The organism is Enterobacter sp. CPE_E863, assembly GCF_046521465.1.
GTDB lineage: Bacteria > Pseudomonadota > Gammaproteobacteria > Enterobacterales > Enterobacteriaceae > Enterobacter > Enterobacter adelaidei.
Genome location: NZ_JBKFZX010000001.1, coordinates 1,972,595 through 1,993,150, shown reverse-complemented (window position 1 = coordinate 1,993,150; position 20,556 = coordinate 1,972,595). Strand labels below are relative to the sequence as shown.

The following is a 20,556-nucleotide window of genomic DNA, read 5'->3' as shown; positions in this document are numbered from 1 at the left end:
TTAATCACTCTTATGCCATACAAACTCGCTGTCGCCATATGACAAATATGGACAAACAAGTCGAATAAGATGCTAAACCCTTTGGCTATGCAACATTACCTTGTGTTACTCAGGATTTTTGCTCAATTTCTGCTGCATGAAATCAATGAGCGCTCGTGTTTTAGCAGGCAAATAGCGTCGTTCTGAATAAAGTGCAAACAATTGCAATGGCGCTGGCGATTGTTCAAACTCAACTTCGATTAACTGTCCATTGTTAATGTATGGCTGACAGGCTTGTTTCGAAAGAATGGCAAAACCGACACCTGCGACCGCCGCTCGCCCTGCCATTTCTCCGCTGTTTACCCGGTAATGACCTTTAACCTTAATGGTTTCAAATCCCCCTTTTTTATTAACAAACTGCCAGGGAGCACTTCTAAGTGCACTTACCGTTGTAATACAGGGTAACTCTTCAAATTGCTGTATCCGAGAAGGTGTACCATAACGCTGAATAACGGAGGGGGCTGCAACAATAGTGCAAGGGATAGTCACCAGATGACGGGCTATGTAGTCACAGTCATCCATTTGACCACGGCTAACGATAACAGCTAAATCAAGATCATCTCGCAGGGATTCAAAACCAGACAAATTTGTTACGCAGCTTATTTCCAACTCGGGATACTGGCAAGCGAAATCGGCAACAACAGAGCCCAGCAATGCAGGACCTATTTCATTCGGAATACAAATGCGTAATGGACCCTTGAGTTGCATTTGCCGTAACGTTAATTCTGTTTCAGTTTGCTCAAGCGCCTCCAGTAGTGGCTTAGCCCGGGCATAGAGTAAGTGCCCCGCCTGAGTAAGTTTCATATGTCGGGTGCTGCGCTCAATAAGCTGAAGATTCAGTTTGTCTTCTAACTGAGAAATACAGCGACTTACATTAGATGTAGGCATTTCAAGGAACTTTGAGGCCCCAATAAAACTTTCTCTTTCAACCACCGCCGTGAACACTTTAAGGGTATTAAAATCAAGAGCCGAACGCATCAACTATCCCAAAAATGATAATAATAAGTGCCATTTTTACCATCTAATGAACTGCATTGATAGTAGTTAAACTCGGGTATCTTTCATCCACAGGTTGCTTGCTATGCCACTGGTCAACACAATGTTTAATCATAAAACCCTTATACGAATAGCGATTGTAATGGCTTTTATCCAGTTCAATAATGCGCTGGAATATATGATGTTCAACCCTGTTTTTGCTTTTATGGCCGCTGATTTCGCTGTCCCCGTATCATACTCTGGCTATGTATCCGGCATGTACACAGCTGCAGCCGTGCTGTCTGGGATTATCGCCTTTTACTGGATAGGTCACTTCAACAGGAAACGTTTTTTAATTGCCAATATGGCATTACTAGGCCTGGTGACACTTTTGACTACATTTATCTCCCATTTTAGCATTCTGCTGATATTACGATTCTGCGCAGGATTAGTCGGAGGAACGACAATGGGGGTGGGTATCAGTATATTGATAAACCACGCACCAACTAACTTGCGGGGGAAAATGTTGGCGACGGTGATTGCATCATTTTCGATAGTCAGCATTGCAGGAATGCCCACGATATTATTTTTGTGTACTCATTATGGCTGGCATATCGCTTTGTGGTTAATCAGTGCACTGTGTTTGTTGGCATTGCCGCTGATTGTTTCCATCATCCCTCAGGATCCCGTTTCTTTCGAGCCCCCCCACACACTCACTCTCGACGCTGATACTTTACTGTTTGCTTCCAGTAATGCACTTGTACAGTTTAGTTCGATGTTGGTCATTCCCGTTCTGGTGCCGGTAATGACACAGCAATTGAGCGCTTCGCAGGACCTGTTACCCTGGCTGTTCTTCGTTGGAGGGATGAGTGGGTATCTGTCTACAAAAATGACTGGCGCGTTAGCTTCCCGTATATCTGCTTTGATTTTGGCCTCAGGGTCAACCATCGTCTTTATCCTGAGTTTACTCATACCCATCCTGGGTTATCCGCATCCGGCTCTGTTCATTACTTTATTCCTTGGCGCATCTTACAGCCGTCTGGTTTCGACTTCGGTGGTGACGATTCAGTTTCCTGATGACAAACAACGAGCCGGGTTCGCTTCATTACAGACATCAATAATGTATTTGACTACAACAGTCGCATTTTTCCTCTCTGCTTACCTGTTACCAGGGTACGTCATGGCACCACGAAATATCAACACGTTGCTGGCAGCATCTGCAATTTTCGCATCAGTTTCCCCCTTTATTATTGTTATTCTGCAAAAGAAACTGGCTAAACGTCTTATCCAGGCTGACCACCCCATCACTGACTAGCATTTCATCTGTTTTTATCTGTGTGCTGAAACTGGATGCAACATTCAGATTGATTCTTAAGTAACTTGCATTTTGATAGTTACTATGCCAATTTGCTTGCGAAAGCCACCTATTCATCCAGGTCAGCCCATGAAAAATGAACTGCTTTGCCACGCTCCCTGCCCCATTGCCCGTAGTCTTGGCCGTATTGGTGACAGCTGGAGCATCATGATCCTGCGCGACGCCGCTTCGGGTTTTACCCGCTTTGACGAGTTTCAGAAAAGCAGTAACGTCGCGCCCAATATTCTTTCGCGCCGTCTTAAGTCGCTGGTAGATGACGGATTACTGGAGAAGATTTGCTACAGCAGTTCACCACCGCGCTACGAATATCACCTCACACAAAGCGGACGCGATTTTCGCATGGTTCTGCTGGCGATCGCGGAATGGGGAAGCCGCCACTTTTCACCCGAAGGCCGTCAGATGCAATTGGTGGAAAGTGAAACCCAGCGTTCTGTGGAGCCGATCCTGGTCGATAAAGCAACCGGTGAGGAGATTGTTACGGGCAAATACACCATGGTACCGGGACCCGCGGCCTCACCGATGATGAAATACCGCCACGAATATCTGCTGCGCAAACGCGAAGGCGATAGCGCGCAAAAATTCCAACCCGAACCTTACAGAGATGCCAGCCATGAATCCGACCTGAATTAGCGGGAGGAACGAAGCAAGGTATTTCCCGAAGTAATTGACCTCATCATGATCGGTTTTTTGATTGTCGCGCTGCTGGTTTCATTGCTGAAAAAGTCGCCGGCACATTACTCATACAGGAGAGTTGTTTATGGGTGTTTCAGCTAAACGCATTGTTGTAACCGGGATGGGGATTGTCAGCCCACTGGGCTGCGGTGTACAACACGTCTGGCAGTCGCTGCTGGCAGGAAAGTCAGGTATTACAAAGCTTAGCGAGAAGTTGGTCGACGATATTCCCTGCAAAGTCGCTGGACAGGTTCCGTCCGTTGAGAACGACCCGCTGCACGGCTTCGATCCGTTGACAACCATTCCGGCCAAAGAACGTAAAAAGATGGATCGCTTTATCGAATTTGCGCTGGTTGCCGCGCGTGAAGCGCTGACGCAGGCCGGGTGGTCGCCTGCATCAACGACAGAACAAGATCGTACTGCAACGGTCATCGCGACTGGGATCGGCGGGTTCAGCGAGATCGCCAATGCGGTACATACGACGGATGAGCGCGGGCCGCGTCGCCTGTCTCCGTTCACCATCCCCTCTTTTCTTGCCAATCTCGCAGCCGGACATGTGTCTATTGCTCACGGTTTTCGTGGTCCCATCGGCGCGCCGGTCACCGCCTGTGCGGCAGGAGCGCAGGCCATTGGCGATGCTGCACGAATGATCCGCAGCGGCGAGGCCGATATCGCCCTCTGTGGCGGTTCAGAAGCGGCGATTCATCGCGTTAGCCTTGCCGGGTTTGCCGCAGCAAGAGCACTCTCCACCGCATCCAATGACCAGCCGGAAGCGGCTTCTCGCCCCTTTGACCGTGACCGCGATGGTTTTGTGATGGGAGAAGGTGCCGGGCTTATCGTGATTGAGTCGCTGGAGCACGCACTGGCACGTGGCGCCACGCCGCTGGCAGAGTTGGTAGGCTACGGCACCAGCGCAGATGCGTATCACCTGACAGCGGGTCCGGAAGACGGTAACGGCGCACGTCGTGCCATGGAAATGGCCATTCGTCAGGCGGGTGTCTCAGTAGAAGAGATTGACCATATCAATGCCCACGCCACTTCGACTCAGGTAGGAGACAAAGGTGAACTGGCAGCGATTAAAAGCCTGTTTGGCACGCATCCCGTTGCTATTACGTCCACAAAATCAGCAACCGGTCATCTGTTAGGTGCAGCCGGCGGAATTGAGGCCATCTTCACTATTCAGGCGTTGCGTGACCAGATAGTGCCGCCGACGCTGAACCTGTCTCACCCCGATGAAGACGCGGAAGGCCTGAACCTGGTTGCGCTGTCGGCTCGTCCTCAGAAGATGAACTACGCGCTGTCGAACGGTTTTGGCTTTGGTGGCGTCAACGCTAGCCTGCTGTTGAAACGCTGGGAGTAAGGATCCAGTTCCCCCGCTGGCAAAGGCCGGCGGGTTTGGCCCGATAACCGCCCCGCTGATTATCCCCAACGCTATTTGAACAGAGTCTGACGTGTGTTTTATTTCCCGGTTCACGTCTGAAACGAGCATACATAATCTGCATTCAGCTCCTCATTTTGATTCGAATCAAAAGCTCACCCGATAATGCGATGAATTAACAAACAATTCTTGAATATTGCTAAAACGCTGGGATAGTAGCACTGATTATTAGACGATCGGTCAATATTGAAATTATACTGCTGTTTAAGGGTAGCCATACAACCAAACTTACGAGGTAAAAATGTTTAACTCATTATTAATCAACAAGAAAGAAGACCATTACTCTGCGCAATTTGTTGAGACAGCTGAAAGCGATCTGCCTGACGGGGATGTCACTGTCAACATTGACTACTCTTCCATCAATTACAAAGATGCCCTGGCTATCACCGGGCGGGGTCCTATCGTCCGTCAGTTCCCGATGGTGCCGGGCATCGATTTTGCTGGCACTGTGTCCGCCAGTTCGCATCCGGAATATCAGGTCGGTGATCAGGTTCTCCTCACCGGCTGGGGTGTAGGGGAAAAACACTGGGGCGGGTTGTCCGAAAAGGCACGGGTAAAAGGCGACTGGCTGACGCCGCTTCCGGCTGGCGCAAACAGTAAACACGTCATGGCCATCGGAACTGCAGGCTTTACCGCGATGCTGTGTGTTGACGCCCTGCTGAACCACGGTGTTAAGCCTGAAGATGGCTCGGTACTTGTTACCGGAGCCAGCGGAGGCGTCGGAAGTATTGCGGCCATGATCCTGGCGTCAATGGGCTTCCAGGTCACCGCGTCTACCGGTCGTCCGCAAGAATCCGAATGGCTTTATAAAACGGTCGGGGTCAATGAGATTATTAATCGCACTGAGCTTTCCAGCCCAGGCAAACCGTTGCAGAAAGAACGCTGGGCTGCCGCGATTGATACGGTGGGCAGTCACACGCTCTGTAATGCCTGCGCCGGAGTTCGCTATGGTAGTATTGTTGCGGCCTGTGGCATGGCCCAGGGTATGGATATGATGGGTAATGTGGCCCCGTTTATTCTGCGTGGCGTTACGCTGAAAGGAATTGACAGTGTCATGTTCCCGAAAGAGAAAAGAGCGGCGATCTGGCAGCAGGCAATTACGTATTTACCAGAATCCAGACTGGATAGCCTGACCAGCGTATATCCGCTCAGTGAGGCCATCTCGGTGGCCGAAGCACTTCTTAGCGGCGGCATTCGTGGCCGGGCAGTGATTAAATGTAGCTAAAGCGACAGGATTATCGTTCTCTTAAGGGGCTGCTGTCAGCCCCTCTCTTTTTACTGTTCAGGTGCCACATCCTGCGATGGTTGATAGCGTACAGACGTTTTGAAGTAGCTCCAGAAGTCGTACACAGGTTGGGTGGAACAATAAAGTTTGGCACGCATTACAGCCCCCTCCCAACCACTCCAGAAAATAGCGGCCAGTTGTTTGTCATTCATATCAGAGCATATTTCACCGGAAGATAATGCATCGGACAAACAGGTCGCCACAAGCGCTTGCCAGCTTTCAAGAATATCCTGTAGCTGTTTAATAAAGGAGGGTGGAAGCCCCGGACTTTCCTGCATCATATTTCCAACCAGGCAGCCCCGGGTGAAATTGTACTTTTTAATCCCGTCGCAGGCATCGTGTATAAAATTTTCCAGGCGTAGCATGGGTGCGCAGGATGACGCATGCAGATGTTTTTTTAGTTTGTGCTCGAAGAAACTGTCGTAAGCACTCAGAACGGTCTGGACGTATTCCTCTTTGCTCTTGAAGTAATAATAAAATGAGCCTTTTGGAACACTGGCATTTTTGACAATGGCATCGACTCCCGTCGAAAGAAAACCATTCTGCGTCAGGAGTTCAAGTCCGCTGCGGATCAGATCATTACGGGTATCTGCATAGGTGCTTTCTGTTTTTCGTGGTCTTCCCCGCCCGCGCGTTTCGCCGATCATGACGCATCTCCTGCATGTTTAAACGACAAAGAATAAGTGATTATACGCGACGGCTTCAATCAGTTTATCCCTTGCGGTATTGTATACGCCCCCCCTGTCAACGGGCGGTCATACTACCTGCCGTTTGCCGAAAGTACGCCAGAAGCAAATATCTCGAATAACGGGAACACTCAGATCTTGAGTGCGGCGAGGATGGAGGCTTCCATTTTCTCCGGCGTCGTGAACGGTGCAAAACGCTTAAGCGGTGTACCGTCGCGACCTATCAGGAACTTCGTGAAATTCCACTTGATCCGTCCCCCCAGCACCCCGGGCAATTCATTTTTCAGGTAACGAAACACCGGGTGCGCGGCATTGCCGTTGACCTCTACTTTCTCGAACATCGGGAAGCTCACACCGTAGTTGATATAACAGGTCTGCTCGATTTCATCAGCACCACCGGGTTCCTGCTTACCAAACTGGTTGCAGGGGAAACCCAGCACCACAAACCCATGGCCAGCATACTTCTTGTAGAGCGCTTCAAGGCCAGAGTATTGTGGCGTGAATCCACACTGACTGGCAGTGTTCACCACCAAAACCAGTTTGCCAGCATAGTCAGCCATTGAGATAACCTGGCCGCGCAGACTGGTAGCAGAAAATTGATAAAAGGTGGTCATATCGCGCTCCTGAGAGTAACAACTGCCAATGCCGGCAAAGCCTGGAACCATTTTAAAACAAAAATTTTATTTAGAAGCGTGCCATCATTACGTAGGTAAGATCAATATCCGGAGAAAAACGTGTTCGGAAAATTTTTATTAAACTACATGCCAGGGTTACAAAATTTATTAGCCTACGATAAAAGCTGGCTAAAACATGATGTTAAAGCCGGGTTATCCGTTGCGGCTGTAGCACTGCCCGTTGCTATTGCTTATGCTGAGTTGGCGGGTGTTGGGGCTATCGTAGGTCTGTATTCATGTGTTTTACCGATGATAGCCTATGCGCTGTTTGGCTCTTCACGTCAGCTTATTGTTGGCCCCGACGCAACGACCTGCGCGGTGATTGCCGCCGTCGTGTTTCCTCTTTCTGCCGGAAATCCCGAACTGCACTGGCAACTGACGATCGTCATGACATTGATGATGGGCGGATGGTGTCTGCTTGCCAGTAAATTTCGCCTGGGTGCCCTTGCCGATCTGCTTTCTCACCCTATTCTGACTGGCCTGCTTAATGGCGTAGCCGTGACGATTATTGTCGGGCAATTAGGCAAGGTTTTCGGGATCAAGCTTGATGAAGCGCAGGTTATTGAGAAAATTCTTGCCTTACCGGGCCGAATTTCAGACAGCCATTTATTAACCTTAGGAATATCCATTTTAACGTTAGCGATTTTAATGGCGATCAAAACGTTTCGCAGCCACTGGCCCGCACCGTTGATTGCCATCGTGATTACGACGTTTCTGGTATGGGGGACATCTGCGCAACAGTATGGTATTGCCACTATTGGGGGGGAAGGCTTCCAGCCCGGTTTACCGGTCGTTAACTGGGTGGCGTTCCAGCCGGGCCCGATGCGTGATTTAGTGATCCCGGCGCTGAACCTGGCTTTGGTTAGTTTTGTCAGTCTGATGCTGACCGCCCGCAGTTTTGCCGCGAAAAATGGCTATGAAATTAATGCTGATGCAGAGTTCAGAGCGCTGGGTATTGCGAATATCATGTCGGGGTTATCTCAGGGGTTTGCTATTAGTGGGGCCGATTCCCGGACCGCGGTTAATGATTCCACTGGAGGAAAAAGTCAGCTGGTATCCATTGTCGCAGCCTTAATCATTGGAGTCGTATTACTCTTTTTCACCCAACCCTTACAATTTATTCCGGTCTCTGCCTTAGGCATTGTTCTAATGTATGCGTCGTGGTCATTAATTGATTTGCGTGGGCTATGGAACCTGAGACGAAGAAATAAACAGGCATTTCGCCTGGCCTTTTTCACGTTTGGCTGTGTTTTAATTATCGGCGTAATTCAGGGGATCGGCCTTGCGGTGCTGCTTGGCCTGTTACAGTTCCTCCGTACAGTCTTTCGCCCCTCTGAGCATTTACTGGGAACAGACGAAAATGGCATGATCCACTCATTAGGGAATACCACCGATATTAAAATGGTTCCGGGCGTGCTGATGTATCGATTTAACTCACCGTTGACCTATTTTAATGTGGCTTATTTTAAACGCCGCGTGTTGAACTTAGTTGAAGGCGCAGCAGAACAGCCTAAATGGGTGGTCATTGATGCCGTTGCCTGCTTCACGTATTCAGATATCAGTGTCCTGGCAACCATTAATGAGCTAAAGCGTGACCTGAAGGGTCGGCAGATTAAGCTCATCCTTGCGGGCAGGAAAACGGAATTAACACGCTGGTTCAAAGAAAGTCGACCAACTATCAATGATGATGAAATGATTCTGGCGCCAGACCTCTATCTGGCACTCCGCTTCATTCAAAGCAAAGAGACTGCGAGTGAGGGTGAAACCGGTAGTGTTATATAACCCCAAACGGGTTGAAGGCGAATATTACCAGAATTTTCAAAGGGCTGCTGTCGCAGCCCTGCGATAAAGCGGAGAGAAGGATGTTACTATATGTCGCACAACCAACGGGTGGTACATCACTTCATTCTATAATGTCGTCACACCAGGTGAAGGATTCATCTAAAGCTCCACTGTGCTGTAATGACAAATACGGATGGAATTATAATACCCACATCCATCCCAAAATAAGACGTAAAATTGTATTGAAATCCATGGTATATGTAGGGAGAAAAGCCGATTCCTGTTACTTTTTTGAAATCATGGTATGACCCATGGTCACCACAATCACTGAAAGCATCAAAGAAAAACTCACCGACGTATCCATATATCCCTTTAAAAACCCAACCGTTATCCCACCCTGCCCAGTCTCTTCTGACGCCGGCAGCCAGACATCTGTTATCAAAGCTGTTTTTCATTGTGCCTAGCACAAAGCTATATTTCGAATCATCCGAGAACTTCCTCTCCACGGATATAAAGTTATTCTCAAAATTCTCAGTATATTGTCCGTGATTGTTTGTAAGATGATAGACGTATGAACCCGTGTTTATTGAGTACAGGTTTATTTCATCTGCAGAACAATACAATGCAACCAGATAAAAACTTCCGCACCACAACCATGCGCGGTATCTTTTCCAAACTGTCTGTTCATGTGGACTATTATCCATAATCACTCACTTTGGCTAACGCGCTGAAATTGCGACGTTTTATCTTCGGCTTATCGCTGTACAAATTTTAGCATACTTTCGGATATGTGGGAGACACCCAATATTGGTTGGGTTGCTGAGATGACCTCCCAACAACGCCAAAAAATATTGCTTCCCTATCGTGTACTGGCGGCCAGCCTCGTCTACCAAATGAACGTCTTTTTAACCCGAACGGAGGTACGGAAGTACGGGATCCAGATACAAGCGTATATCACATGCATAATAATAGGCATTATCTGAGCCATATTCAGGGAGATCTGCGGAAAGATGTAAGAAGTGGCGACCCTGTCAATTAGCATCAGAGCGATACCCGAAACAAGCAAAGCACAATAAGCCAGAGGTAACTCTTTCTTTTTCCGCAAAAACAGAGAAACAATATAGATGATAAAGAGCAGGAAAACTAAGTTAATCCCACTAGCAACAAAGAGATAGGTCGTCTGGGAGAGCGGAAGACGACCTACCGTTTCCATCCCGGCACTTAACGTTACTGCCATAGAGTTAAAGTAGGCGTAAGCGATAAACAGCATATTGATAAATGGCAGATATAACAAACCACCTATTTTGCGATATCGTTTTTCTTCGCACTCAGAACAATATTCAAGATGCTGTGGGATCTCTTTATCACATTTAATGCACGTCCACTGAAACGCTGAATTGGTCATTTTATGTCCTTATTTCATAATAGCTCGGTAAGGCCTGGTTATTGATTATCGCGTCACACTCACATTTTCCAGCGTCACCAACCTTTCAGGCTTGTCACCCAGTTGCTGAGCAACAGGGACGAAGATATTGAGATCCTGCAGCCAGGCTAATTTGCTCCTGTTATCCGGTTGCCCCTCATTACTTTCATGACACTCAACTAACAAATATTTCCCACTAAACTCAGGTGCGATACGCTGCGCATCCCCTTCCCCCGTCACTTCACAGCGCATCGCTGACGATGTGACTTTCTTATCCGCATCAATATTTTCCAATTTAGCCTGAAATTTTTGACCCTGTACTAACGGGAAATGCAGATCCGTCTGCAATGTGTTGAGCAACATGGCACCGCTACTGATGGACATGGCGAATTTCAGTTGCAACAGATTAGCCAGCGTTAAACGTTGAACCGTCCAGATGCCATAATCTTCCAGCTTACGTATATAACCATCCGATTGCGCATCCAGCTGGACTTTAATCTTACCGAGCGCGCTGACTTCGGTGTAACGAACCTGTTTAAAACGCGGCATCGCCCAGGATTTGATCAATGCCTGCGCCTGGCGATCAATAGCAGCAGAAAGGGGGTATTTGCTCAACCATTGCGGATTATTATTGCTCAGATCGGGCATTGAGGGCCCCATCAACGTGGATGCTGACTTGTTCACCGCGGGTACAAAGCGCCCTTCAGCGGTGAACGTTTTGCCTGCAGGTAGCTGGCAGAGTTGCTCAAAGCGTTGTGCCTTTTGAGCGTCAATCTTGAAGCTACTTTTGCGACGAACAATATCAGCCGTGATGAGTGAGTCCGTTACGCGACCCTGGCCATCGAAGTTCATTGCAGCGACAGCGTCGCCCTGATGGGTTTTACAGTTATAGAAATAGTGCTCAATCTTTAATTCAAGCGGCGCGTCATAAGGCGGTTCCCAGATGATATCGGCAAAATCATATCCCATGCGTACCGTTAAAATGTCGCCAACGCGATGAATGCTGTTAACATCGACAAGATCGGTAATGCCCGTTGCAGACGTGGCTGATAATCTTTCCCACAGAGGTTCTTTTACCGGTAGCTGGCAGATCTTACGGATATCCTCTGCCGTCATCAGCTTATCATCCTGTGCTGACGCATACCGCATGTAGCTGTCGCCGTAAAAACGGGCTTTGGTTAACCCTTCATCATCCAGTAAATCCTTGTACAGAAGCTCGGACTTACCCTGCTTACAATCCACTGAACGCCATTGTTGCGCTGTTTTGCCGTTATTGAAGTTTAACGACACCATATAACTCACACGATCGTGGATGCGGGTAACAGACAAGGGGTTGATGCCGCCGCCGATAAGTTCAGGCTTTTCAGCGGCCTGAGCAAAAGAAAACGGCAACAGAGAAAGTAAAAACAGAGGGCGTAGTAAAGGCCGTGCGTAATGCATACATGTTCCTTCATATATAATCAGAGAAAAAGATTATCGGCACCAGGGATTAAATAATTAGCCTCATTTAATTGCAACTGTACAGATAACCGCAGCATGGGTCGGTTCCATCCGCCCCTGCTTCAATATCTCACCTCACACCGCCGACTTCGGCCTTAAATTCTCATCAAACGTCAGCCGTTTCCGCCCAGGCTCCACTTCACGCAGCGGTTCCACCTGGTGCATGGTCAGCTTGCAGCGCTCCACCAGCACCTGATATTCCCTTGTACCCTGTTTTTTCCACGCCAGTTCCTGCTCGCTCAACTCGCGAATCGCTTTGGCCGGGCTGCCAATAATCAAATACCCTGCGGGCATTTCCGCTTTCGCCTTCACAAATGCCGCCGCGCCGACGATGCTGTTTTCACCAATCACCGCGCCGTCCATCACCACAGCGTTCATTCCCACCAGTGCGTTACGGCGGATAACACAGCCATGCAGAATAGCGCTGTGGCCGATATGGCCGTCCTCTTCCACCACCGTGTCCTGCTCAGGGAAACCATGCATCACGCAGTTATCCTGAATGTTCGCGCCATCTTTCACCACGATACGGCCAAAATCTCCGCGCAGGCTGGCGTTCGGGCCGACATAAACACCTTTCCCCAGGATCACATCACCAATGAGTACCGCCGTCGGGTGAACATAGCTCTCGTCAGGTACGACCGGCGTCAGACCATCAATTTGATAAACAGGCATCCTCACTCCTTATGTGCTCGTAAGACCACCAAAGCGTTGATAGTAGAGCGTGCCAGGCACGGGCAGTTCACCGACGGAGGTTTCGCCTTTCTCACTGACAAACGCCAGCGCCCCCGGTGCCACACGCTGATAAATATTGATGCAGAGCTGCCGGGCGCTTTGCCCGGCCCAGTGCGCTGGCAGTAGCTCTTCCGGCAGCAATGGGTCTTTCAGCACCACACGACGATAAAAATGGATAAGCAACAGCTGGATCTGGAAACAACGCTCTGGCGTCAGCTCCTCTGGTGTCGCCTCTTTCAGCAGCGGCAGCAGCGGTCGGAACGAGCTAATAAACGTTTCGTACATCGTGTTTTGTTCGGTCAGTTGCCAGCACTCTTCCACCCGCGAACGCAGCGCAGCGCGGGATAAAGCCAGCGGCGAGTGAGCTTCAAAGAAGATGACGTTTTCCGCCACGCCAGCATCATGAAGCAGGGACTGCACATCCGCCAGATGCTGCGATGGCGAGGCCATCAGGCTCGGCGCCAGCGTGCCAAATCCCTGCCAGATCAGCTGTTTTTTGACGTCAGCAAGCGTGGTTTTGTCCAGCCCTTCAGAGAGCAGCAATAACCATTTTCCGTCCCAGGCGGGCAACTCCGCGCGATAGATCTTATTCTCCGCGCGGCGGGTTAAGCGTAGCCCTTTGTCGCTCAGGCGATAAAAGCTGCGGCGTCCAATGCGCGAGACGTCAAGCCAGCCCTCTTTGTTAAGGCGGAACAACGCAGTTCGCACGAACCGTTCGCCGAACCCCATACCCTCCAGTAATGCCGCCAGGCTTCCGAGCCAAATCTCGCCCCCGCGATGGGAAAGCGCGTCACCGTATAATGAAGAGATAAGGGATGTCCCGCTGACCGGAACGGAGCTGACTGCGTGCTGGATGAAGGCGTCGAGTTTCATGTGATTCATTCTGTTGTAATTTTTGTCCCGGATGAATCATAGCATAGTTCTGCGTTCCCTCTCTCCGGCGGAGAGAGGGAAGAAGAAACTCAGCCGTTGGCCGCGACTTTACGCAAATCAAACACCCGGCAGGCTTTCCCCTCTGAGCGAGGGATACTGCCGCAGTTAACGATCATCACGTCGGTTGAAATCCCGACCATGGATTTAATGCGGTGGCGCAACTGGTGGCACACCTGGCAACGCTGTTCGTGCGTCAGCGTCAGGCTGCTCTCTTTCAGCTCCACCTTCACGGAAAGTGAATCAAGATGTCCGCGACGGTTCACCTCCAGCTGGTAATGCGGCGAGAGATGTTCGAACTTCACAATTTCCTCTTCCAGCTGCGACGGGAAGACGTTGACGCCACGGATGATCAGCATATCGTCACTGCGACCGCTGATCCGGTCCATACGACGCATACTGCGCGCGGTTGCTGGCAGCAGGCGTGTCAGGTCACGGGTACGGTAGCGGATCACCGGCAGCGCCTCTTTCGTCAGCGTGGTAAACAGCAGTTCACCCTGCTCGCCGTCATTAAGCGGCGTGCCGTCGTTCGGGTTGACGATCTCCGGATAGAAATGATCTTCCCAGATGGTCGGACCATCGGCAGTTTCGATACACTCCATCGCCACGCCGGGGCCCATCACTTCAGAAAGACCATAAATATCCAGCGCTGTGATCCCTAGCCGTTTTTCAATCTCACGGCGCATGGCCTGCGTCCACGGCTCGGCGCCGAACACGCCCACACGAAGAGAACAGGTACTGGCATCGCCGCCCATCTGGCGTTCCAGTTCTTCAATCAGGTTAAGGCAGTAGGATGGCGTCACCATGATCATATCTGGCTGGAAATCCCGGATAAGCTGCGCCTGCTTCTCCGTCTGACCACCCGACATCGGGATCACCGTTGCGCCTAAACGTTCCGCACCGTAATGCGCGCCCAGACCGCCGGTAAACAACCCGTAACCATAGGCCACGTGAATTTTGTCTTTTGCACTGCCGCCCGCGGCGCGCAGGGAGCGGGCCACCAGATTGGCCCAGGTGTCGATATCATTTTGGGTATAACCCACCACCGTTGGCTTGCCGGTAGTGCCTGAGGAGGCGTGAATACGCACTACCTGCTCCATCGGTACGGCAAAGGTATCGAACGGATAGTTATCCCGCAGGTCCTGCTTGGTCGTGCACGGGAATTTACGGATATCCGCCAGCTCTTTGAAATCGTCAGGGTGAACGCCCGCTGCGTCAAACTTGCGTTTGTACATCGGTACGTTGTTATAGGCGTGGTGCAGCGTCCATTTCAGACGCTCGGTCTGAAGGGCCTGTAATTCGTCAAGGGATGCTGTTTCGATCGGGTCAAGCTTTGTTGTATTTGTCATTGTAGGGTACTCACATTGTTATTCGCTCAAACACGCTCAAGGATCATGGCAATGCCCTGACCCACACCGATGCACATCGTACACAGCGCATAGCGCCCGTTGCGTCGATGCAATTCATTGCTTGCGGCCAGCGCCAGTCTGGCACCGCTCATCCCCAGCGGGTGGCCTAACGCAATAGCGCCCCCGTTCGGGTTAACGTGAGCGGCATCATCGGGTAACCCTAACTGACGCAGCACGCCCAGCGCCTGCGAAGCAAAAGCTTCGTTAAGCTCGATGACGTCCATATCGTTGATACTGAGTCCGGCTCGCTCCAGCACTTTGCGGGTGGCAGGTACCGGGCCTAAGCCCATCAGACGCGGCTCCACGCCTGCCGTCGCCATCGCCACAATACGCGTACGCGGGACTAATCCCTGCGCGAGCGCCATCTGTTCACTGGCGACGATCAGCGCTGCTGCGCCGTCGTTCACGCCAGAGGCATTCCCCGCCGTAACCACCCCATTTTTACGAAACGGTGTTTTCAGTCCGGCAAGCTGTTCAAGTGTCGTATCCGCCCGTGGATGTTCATCCACGCTACATTCCGTTACCGCGCCTTTTTTACCCGGCACCAGCACCGGCACAATCTCCTGCGCCAGAATACCGTTCTGCTGCGCCCTGGCGGTTCTCTGCTGGCTGCGTAGCGCAAAAGCGTCCTGATCGGCACGGCTGATATTTAACAATTCAGCTACATTCTCTGCCGTTTCCGGCATACTGTCAGTTCCGAAGTGCTGATGCATGAGCGGATTCACAAAACGCCAGCCGATGGTGGTATCAAAGATCTCTGCCTGACGCTGAAACGCGGCGGTGGCTTTCCCCATCACAAACGGCGCGCGGGACATGGACTCCACGCCGCCCGCCAGCAACAGATCGCCATCGCCTGCTTTAATAGCGCGGGCTGCAAAGCCAATCGCGTCCAGCCCCGAACCGCACAGGCGGTTAATGGTGGTGCCGGAAACCGTCTGCGGTAATCCTGCCAGCAGGGACGACATGCGCGCCACGTTGCGGTTGTCTTCCCCCGCCTGGTTGGCGCAACCGAGGATCACATCATCAATCCGCTCCAGATCAAGCTGCGGATAACGCGCCAGCAGCGCCCGCAGCGGAACGGCCCCCAGATCGTCAGCGCGAACTGCGGAAAGTGCGCCGCCGTAACGCCCCACCGGGGTTCGTACGCCATCACAAATAAATGCATCACGCATCAGGCTTCTCCTGTCACACTGCCGCCAATGCGGTGCGATTTTCCGCGAAAAAGGGCGACGGTTTTCTGTTGTTGATTCTGAATTTCAATGTCATACACGCCGGTGAGTTTGCCCTGATGCTTTACCCGCGCGGTGGCGGTCAGCGTATCCCCGGCAAAGCCCGGACGCAGAAAATCAATCGAGCAACCGGAGGCGACCGCCGCCAGCCCCTGGCTGTTGCAGGCGTAGGCAAAGGCGGTGTCCGCCAGCGAGAAAAGCTGTCCGCCGTGACAGGTTTTGTGGCCGTTTAGCATATGCGGGGTGATGGTCATCGTCACCACCGCATAGCCTTCGTCCATTTCAATGATGTCGATTCCCAGCGCCTGCGCGCAGGCGTCCTTTTCGTACATCGTGCGGGCGTTATGCCAGGCGTTAGGACTCATAGCTACTCTCCAGAAGCGCACGCTGGCGCAGCAGTGAACAGGGACGATAACGTTCTTCACCGTAATGACGTTGCAGGTTCTCCAGCAGCGTCAGCAGACGTTGCCAGCCCAGACGCTCCCCCCAGGCAATCGGACCGCTCGGGTAGTTCACGCCGAGGCGCATGGCGGTATCAATATCCTTCTCGCTGGCCACCCCTTTTTGCAGGGCATCCAGCGCTTCGTTGGCAATCATCGCCAGCGTGCGCCAGACCAGCATGCCCGGATAATCGGCAATTTGTACGACCCGTTTGCCCTGCTGTTGCAGGTACCAGATGGCTTTTAACGTCGCGGTCTGCGGGTTGCTGGCTGCCGCCGCAATCACCGCCACATCGCGTTCAATACGGTCAACCATCACCACCGGGCAGTTAAGGCGCAACGCCAGCGCCTGAGCGGTTTCACCCTGCGTTTCCATCAGATACACATCGTCAATTTCAGTGACGCCGTCACTTTTCTTTTCGATGCGCATCGGACGATAACTGTCATCCACGGGCTCAACCCACTGCACGTCGGGTTTATCCCCTTGCCAGTCGTAAACGCCCTTTCCGCTTTTTTTACCGAGTCGCCCCGCCAGCACCAGCTCCTGCTGGACCAGCGAAGGCAGAAAACGGCGTTCCTGCCAGAAGGCGTTAAACACCGAACAGGTCACGGCAAAGTTAACGTCCTGACCAATCAAGTCTGTGAGTTCCAGTGGTCCCATCGGGAAACCGCCGCCTTCGCGCAGTGCGGCGTCAATCACTTCCGGTGCGGCCACCTGTTCTTCCAGTGCGCGCCAGGCTTCAGAGTAGAACGGACGTGCAACACGGTTCACGATGAACCCCGGCGTTGACTGGCAGCGAACGGGTTGTTTCCCCCAGTTGAGCGCCAGCTCGCACAGCGCATCGGCCACTTCCGGAGAGGTCGCCAGCCCGCTGACCACTTCCACCAGCTTCATTACCGGTGCCGGGTTAAAGAAATGCAGTCCCGCCACGCGCTCCGGGTGGTGCACGTCGGCCGCAATCGCGGTAACTGAAATAGACGAGGTGTTACTGGTCAGCACCGTCTGAGCCGGGCAGATCGCGGCCAGCTGTGCAAACAGCGCCTTTTTCACCTCCAGACGCTCAGAGGCCGCTTCAATCACCAGATCTGCCGCCGAGAGTGCCTCGATATCGGTCACTGGCAGCAGTCTGGCCAGGATTTGGCTACCGGCATCTGCGGAGAGTTTTCCCCGCGTCACCCGGGAAGCCAGACGCTGGCGAATGCCGTCAATGGCGCGCGAGATCGCATCTGCGGAGATGTCGTATATCAGGACGTGATGACCATGGCTGGCCGCGACTTCGGCAATTCCGGCGCCCATCGTGCCGCTGCCAATCACGGCGACAGTGCGTATGTTCAACATCTTATTTCCCCGTAAAGTTCGGCGCGCGCTTTGCCAGGAAGGCGCTGACGCCCTCGCGGTAGTCGTCGCTGCGCCCGGCCAGGCGTTGATAGTCGCGCTCGAGATCGAGTTGTGCATCCAGGGTGTTGGTTTCTGCCGCGTTGATGGCCTGCTTGATCAACCCCAGACCAAACGTCGGCTGTGAGGCAAAATGCAGCGCCATCTGCTGTGCCGTGGCGGAAAGCTGCTCGTCGTCCACCACCTGCCAGATCATCCCCCAGGCCTGCGCTTGTTCGGCGCTGAGTTTGTCCCCCAGCAGCGCCAGCCCCATAGCGCGAGCGCGTCCGGCAACGCGCGGCAGCAGCCAGGTGCCGCCGCAGTCCGGGACTAACCCAAGCTTGCTGAAGGCCATGACAAAGTTGGCGGAACGCGCCGCAATGACCATGTCGCATCCGAGCGCCAGCGTAGCCCCGGCACCGGCCGCCACGCCGTTGACCGCGCAGATGACCGGCTTCGGCAGTTTTGCCAGGCGGCGCACCAGCGGGTTGTAAAACGTCTCCACGGACATGCCCAGATCCGGCGCCGGGCCGTTGGGGTCAACATTGCGGTCATTCAGATCCTGACCGGCACAGAAACCGCGTCCTGCCCCGGTGATCAGCAGACAGCGGATGGTGTCATCACGCTCGGCCTGTTTCAGGCACTCCGAAAGCTGCTGATGCATCACGTCGTTAAAGCTGTTCAGACGCTCCGGGCGATTCAGCGTAATGGTCATTACGCCTTGCTCTACGTTACTCAGGATAAATTCCACAATTAGCGTCCTTTAAAGTCGGGGGTGCGTTTCTGTAAGAAGGCATTGATACCTTCCCGGCGGTCTTCGGTCGCGGAAAGCAGCGTAAAAAGCTGACGTTCCTGTGCCAATCCTGCCTGCAATGGCACTTCCTGAGACTGGCGCAGCGCCTGTTTCGCGGCCTGCAATGCCAGCGGCGAATGACGCGCCATCAATGCCGCCTGCTTCAGGGCATACTCCAGCGTCAGGGAGACCGGGAACACATCGCTGACCAGCCCAGCACTCAGCGCCTGTTGCGCGGAGAGACTTTCCCCGGTCAGCACCATTTTGCTGGCGAGGGATTTACCCACGCTGCGAATGAGGCGCTGCGTGCCGCCCGCGCCAGGCATAATCCCGAGGATGATTTCCGGCAGACCGAAACGCGCGTTATCCCCGGCGATCACCACGTCGCACAGCAGTGCCAGTTCACATCCAGCCCCCAGCGCGAAGCCGTTCACGGCGGCAATCAGCGGTTTGTTAAATGCGTCTATCCGCTTCCACAGCTGCGGACGGATATCGTTCAACGTGGCCGGCAAGTCTTTATCTGCCATTTCGTTGAGATCCGCCCCGGCCGCGAAGCAGCGCTCGTTGCCATAAATAACGCAGGCAGAAATGCCGCTATCACAGGCCGCCGCCTCAAGCTGTTCCGCAATCTGCGTCAGCAGCGAATTGTTGAGGGCGTTGCGTGCCGCCGGACGGTTCAGCGTCAGCTGCAACACGCGGCCATGGCGGGTGACAATCAGTTCGCTCATGCCATCCCCTTCGCGTCGAAATCGACGATCACGTCAGCGGTTAACGGCAGCGACTGACAGCTCAGCACATACCCGGCGGCCAGTTCGTCCGGCTCCAGGCTATAGTTGGTCACCATGTCCACTTTGCCGCGCAGCACTTTACATTTACAGGTGGCGCACACGCCGCCTTTACAGGCATACGGCAGATCCGCCCCCTGGCGCAGTGCGGCATCAAGAATACTTTCATCGTCCGCCGTCAGGGTGATTTCACGGTCACGGCCGTCCTGACGAACGGTGACTTTCTGCCCCTCAGCCTGCACGCTAACCGTGCGTTTAGCCGCTGAGCCTGGCGTATTAAAACGTTCCAGATGGATGGCTTTTTCCGGCATCCCCAGCGCTTTTAATGTGCTTTCAGCCTCATCCATCATCGCCGACGGACCGCAGATAAACGCTTCGTCGTACTGGCGGAAGTTGATCAGCGTTTTCGCCAGTGCCTGCAGTTTTTCCCCGTCAATACGACCATGGAGAAGATCGCTATCCAGACGCTCCTGGCTGAAGATGGAGACCAGCTGCAGCCGCTGCGGGTATTTGTCTTTCAGGTCCGCCAGCGCCTGGCGGAACATCATGCTCTGGCTGCTGCGGTTGCCGTAAATCAGGGTGAAATGACTGTTCGGTTCGGTGGCAAGCGTTGCGGATAAAATCGCCAGCATCGGGGTGATCCCGGAGCCTGCGGCAATCGCCAGATAGTGTCCTTCACGTTCCGCCTGCGGCTGGTAGCCAAACTGGCCCTGAGGAACCATCACCTCCAGCGCCATACCCTGTTTAATCTGATCCCGGGCATAGCGGGAGAATCGTCCGCCCTCGATGGCTTTGACCGCCACGCTGATCTCACCCGGTGCGCTACTCCGGCAAATGGAGTAACAGCGGCGCAGTTCATCCCCGCCCAGTTTCGTTTTCAGGGTCAGGTGCTGCCCCGGACGGAAGCGGTACGCGTCCTGTAATTCCTGCGGCACCGCGAAGGTGATCGTTACCGCATCACGGGTTTCGGGTTCCACTTTTGCCACTGTTAATGAATGAAACGTTGTCATGGCA

General features: G+C 52.7%; 20 protein-coding genes. 5 read left to right on the top strand and 15 right to left on the bottom strand.

Annotation, left to right across the window (positions count from 1 at the left end; all coding sequences use genetic code 11):
• Positions 1–105: 105 nt before the first annotated feature.
• On the bottom strand, positions 106–1,017 hold the full coding sequence (locus ACLHV8_RS09835) for a LysR family transcriptional regulator (RefSeq protein WP_049006817.1): 912 nt from the start codon (positions 1,015–1,017) through the stop codon (positions 106–108).
• 103 nt (positions 1,018–1,120) lie between these two features.
• Between ACLHV8_RS09835 and ACLHV8_RS09830 the strand changes: the two genes are divergently transcribed.
• The 4 genes from ACLHV8_RS09830 to ACLHV8_RS09815 all read left to right on the top strand — a co-directional run bounded on the left by ACLHV8_RS09830 (position 1,121) and on the right by ACLHV8_RS09815 (position 5,724).
• Positions 1,121–2,329, top strand: a complete 1,209-nt coding sequence (locus tag ACLHV8_RS09830) for an MFS transporter (protein ID WP_208594993.1) — start codon at positions 1,121–1,123, stop codon at positions 2,327–2,329.
• Positions 2,330–2,458: 129 nt separating this feature from the next.
• The gene (locus tag ACLHV8_RS09825; protein ID WP_208594992.1) at positions 2,459–3,019 is read left to right on the top strand and encodes a winged helix-turn-helix transcriptional regulator; all 561 of its coding nucleotides are present in this window, start codon (positions 2,459–2,461) and stop codon (positions 3,017–3,019) included.
• Positions 3,020–3,146: 127 nt separating this feature from the next.
• Positions 3,147–4,421: a beta-ketoacyl-ACP synthase II gene (gene fabF / locus ACLHV8_RS09820; RefSeq protein ID WP_208594991.1), complete on the top strand. Its 1,275-nt coding sequence runs from the start codon at positions 3,147–3,149 to the stop codon at positions 4,419–4,421.
• A gap of 319 nt (positions 4,422–4,740) precedes the next feature.
• Entirely contained in the window at positions 4,741–5,724 is a 984-nt protein-coding gene (locus ACLHV8_RS09815; RefSeq protein ID WP_134708367.1) for an MDR family oxidoreductase, read from the top strand.
• 50 nt (positions 5,725–5,774) lie between these two features.
• On the opposite strand, the gene ACLHV8_RS09810 is transcribed toward ACLHV8_RS09815, so the two are convergent.
• Positions 5,775–6,431, bottom strand: coding sequence for a TetR/AcrR family transcriptional regulator (locus ACLHV8_RS09810; protein ID WP_128348924.1), 657 nt, complete (start codon positions 6,429–6,431; stop codon positions 5,775–5,777).
• A 170-nt stretch (positions 6,432–6,601) separates the two neighbouring features.
• Positions 6,602–7,084: a glutathione peroxidase gene (locus ACLHV8_RS09805; protein ID WP_028017533.1), complete on the bottom strand. Its 483-nt coding sequence runs from the start codon at positions 7,082–7,084 to the stop codon at positions 6,602–6,604.
• 120 nt (positions 7,085–7,204) lie between these two features.
• Here ACLHV8_RS09805 and ACLHV8_RS09800 point away from each other — a divergent pair, with 120 nt between their 5' ends.
• The gene (locus ACLHV8_RS09800; protein ID WP_028017534.1) at positions 7,205–8,926 is read left to right on the top strand and encodes a SulP family inorganic anion transporter; all 1,722 of its coding nucleotides are present in this window, start codon (positions 7,205–7,207) and stop codon (positions 8,924–8,926) included.
• A gap of 155 nt (positions 8,927–9,081) precedes the next feature.
• On the opposite strand, the gene ACLHV8_RS09795 is transcribed toward ACLHV8_RS09800, so the two are convergent.
• From ACLHV8_RS09795 to paaE, 12 genes are all read right to left on the bottom strand, one after another.
• Positions 9,082–9,630: a hypothetical protein gene (locus ACLHV8_RS09795; protein ID WP_244250129.1), complete on the bottom strand. Its 549-nt coding sequence runs from the start codon at positions 9,628–9,630 to the stop codon at positions 9,082–9,084.
• A 182-nt stretch (positions 9,631–9,812) separates the two neighbouring features.
• Complete coding sequence (locus ACLHV8_RS09790) at positions 9,813–10,331, bottom strand: DUF2569 domain-containing protein (protein WP_028017536.1); 519 nt, start codon at positions 10,329–10,331, stop codon at positions 9,813–9,815.
• Between the two features lie 45 nt (positions 10,332–10,376).
• Positions 10,377–11,789, bottom strand: a complete 1,413-nt coding sequence (locus tag ACLHV8_RS09785; protein ID WP_028017537.1) for a hypothetical protein — start codon at positions 11,787–11,789, stop codon at positions 10,377–10,379.
• Positions 11,790–11,924: 135 nt separating this feature from the next.
• On the bottom strand, positions 11,925–12,521 hold the full coding sequence (gene paaY / locus ACLHV8_RS09780) for a phenylacetic acid degradation protein PaaY (protein WP_108089988.1): 597 nt from the start codon (positions 12,519–12,521) through the stop codon (positions 11,925–11,927).
• Between the two features lie 9 nt (positions 12,522–12,530).
• Positions 12,531–13,463 (bottom strand): phenylacetic acid degradation operon negative regulatory protein PaaX, encoded by a 933-nt coding sequence (paaX, locus tag ACLHV8_RS09775; RefSeq protein ID WP_028017539.1) that lies wholly within the window; start codon positions 13,461–13,463, stop codon positions 12,531–12,533.
• 80 nt (positions 13,464–13,543) lie between these two features.
• Positions 13,544–14,860, bottom strand: coding sequence for a phenylacetate--CoA ligase PaaK (gene paaK, locus ACLHV8_RS09770; protein WP_028017540.1), 1,317 nt, complete (start codon positions 14,858–14,860; stop codon positions 13,544–13,546).
• Positions 14,861–14,886: 26 nt separating this feature from the next.
• Positions 14,887–16,092: a 3-oxoadipyl-CoA thiolase gene (gene pcaF / locus ACLHV8_RS09765; RefSeq protein ID WP_129324816.1), complete on the bottom strand. Its 1,206-nt coding sequence runs from the start codon at positions 16,090–16,092 to the stop codon at positions 14,887–14,889.
• On the bottom strand, positions 16,092–16,514 hold the full coding sequence (gene paaI, locus ACLHV8_RS09760) for a hydroxyphenylacetyl-CoA thioesterase PaaI (RefSeq protein ID WP_208594990.1): 423 nt from the start codon (positions 16,512–16,514) through the stop codon (positions 16,092–16,094). Before paaI ends, pcaF begins: the two co-directional genes overlap by 1 nt.
• Positions 16,504–17,928, bottom strand: a complete 1,425-nt coding sequence (paaH, locus tag ACLHV8_RS09755; protein ID WP_108089990.1) for a 3-hydroxyacyl-CoA dehydrogenase PaaH — start codon at positions 17,926–17,928, stop codon at positions 16,504–16,506. Before paaH ends, paaI begins: the two co-directional genes overlap by 11 nt.
• Position 17,929: 1 nt before the next feature.
• A complete protein-coding gene (paaG, locus tag ACLHV8_RS09750; RefSeq protein WP_128347900.1) occupies positions 17,930–18,718 on the bottom strand; it encodes a 2-(1,2-epoxy-1,2-dihydrophenyl)acetyl-CoA isomerase PaaG in 789 nt (262 codons plus the stop codon).
• Entirely contained in the window at positions 18,718–19,485 is a 768-nt protein-coding gene (gene paaF / locus ACLHV8_RS09745) for a 2,3-dehydroadipyl-CoA hydratase PaaF (protein WP_208594989.1), read from the bottom strand. Before paaF ends, paaG begins: the two co-directional genes overlap by 1 nt.
• Positions 19,482–20,552: a 1,2-phenylacetyl-CoA epoxidase subunit PaaE gene (paaE, locus tag ACLHV8_RS09740; RefSeq protein ID WP_049006792.1), complete on the bottom strand. Its 1,071-nt coding sequence runs from the start codon at positions 20,550–20,552 to the stop codon at positions 19,482–19,484. Before paaE ends, paaF begins: the two co-directional genes overlap by 4 nt.
• Positions 20,553–20,556: the final 4 nt, after the last annotated feature.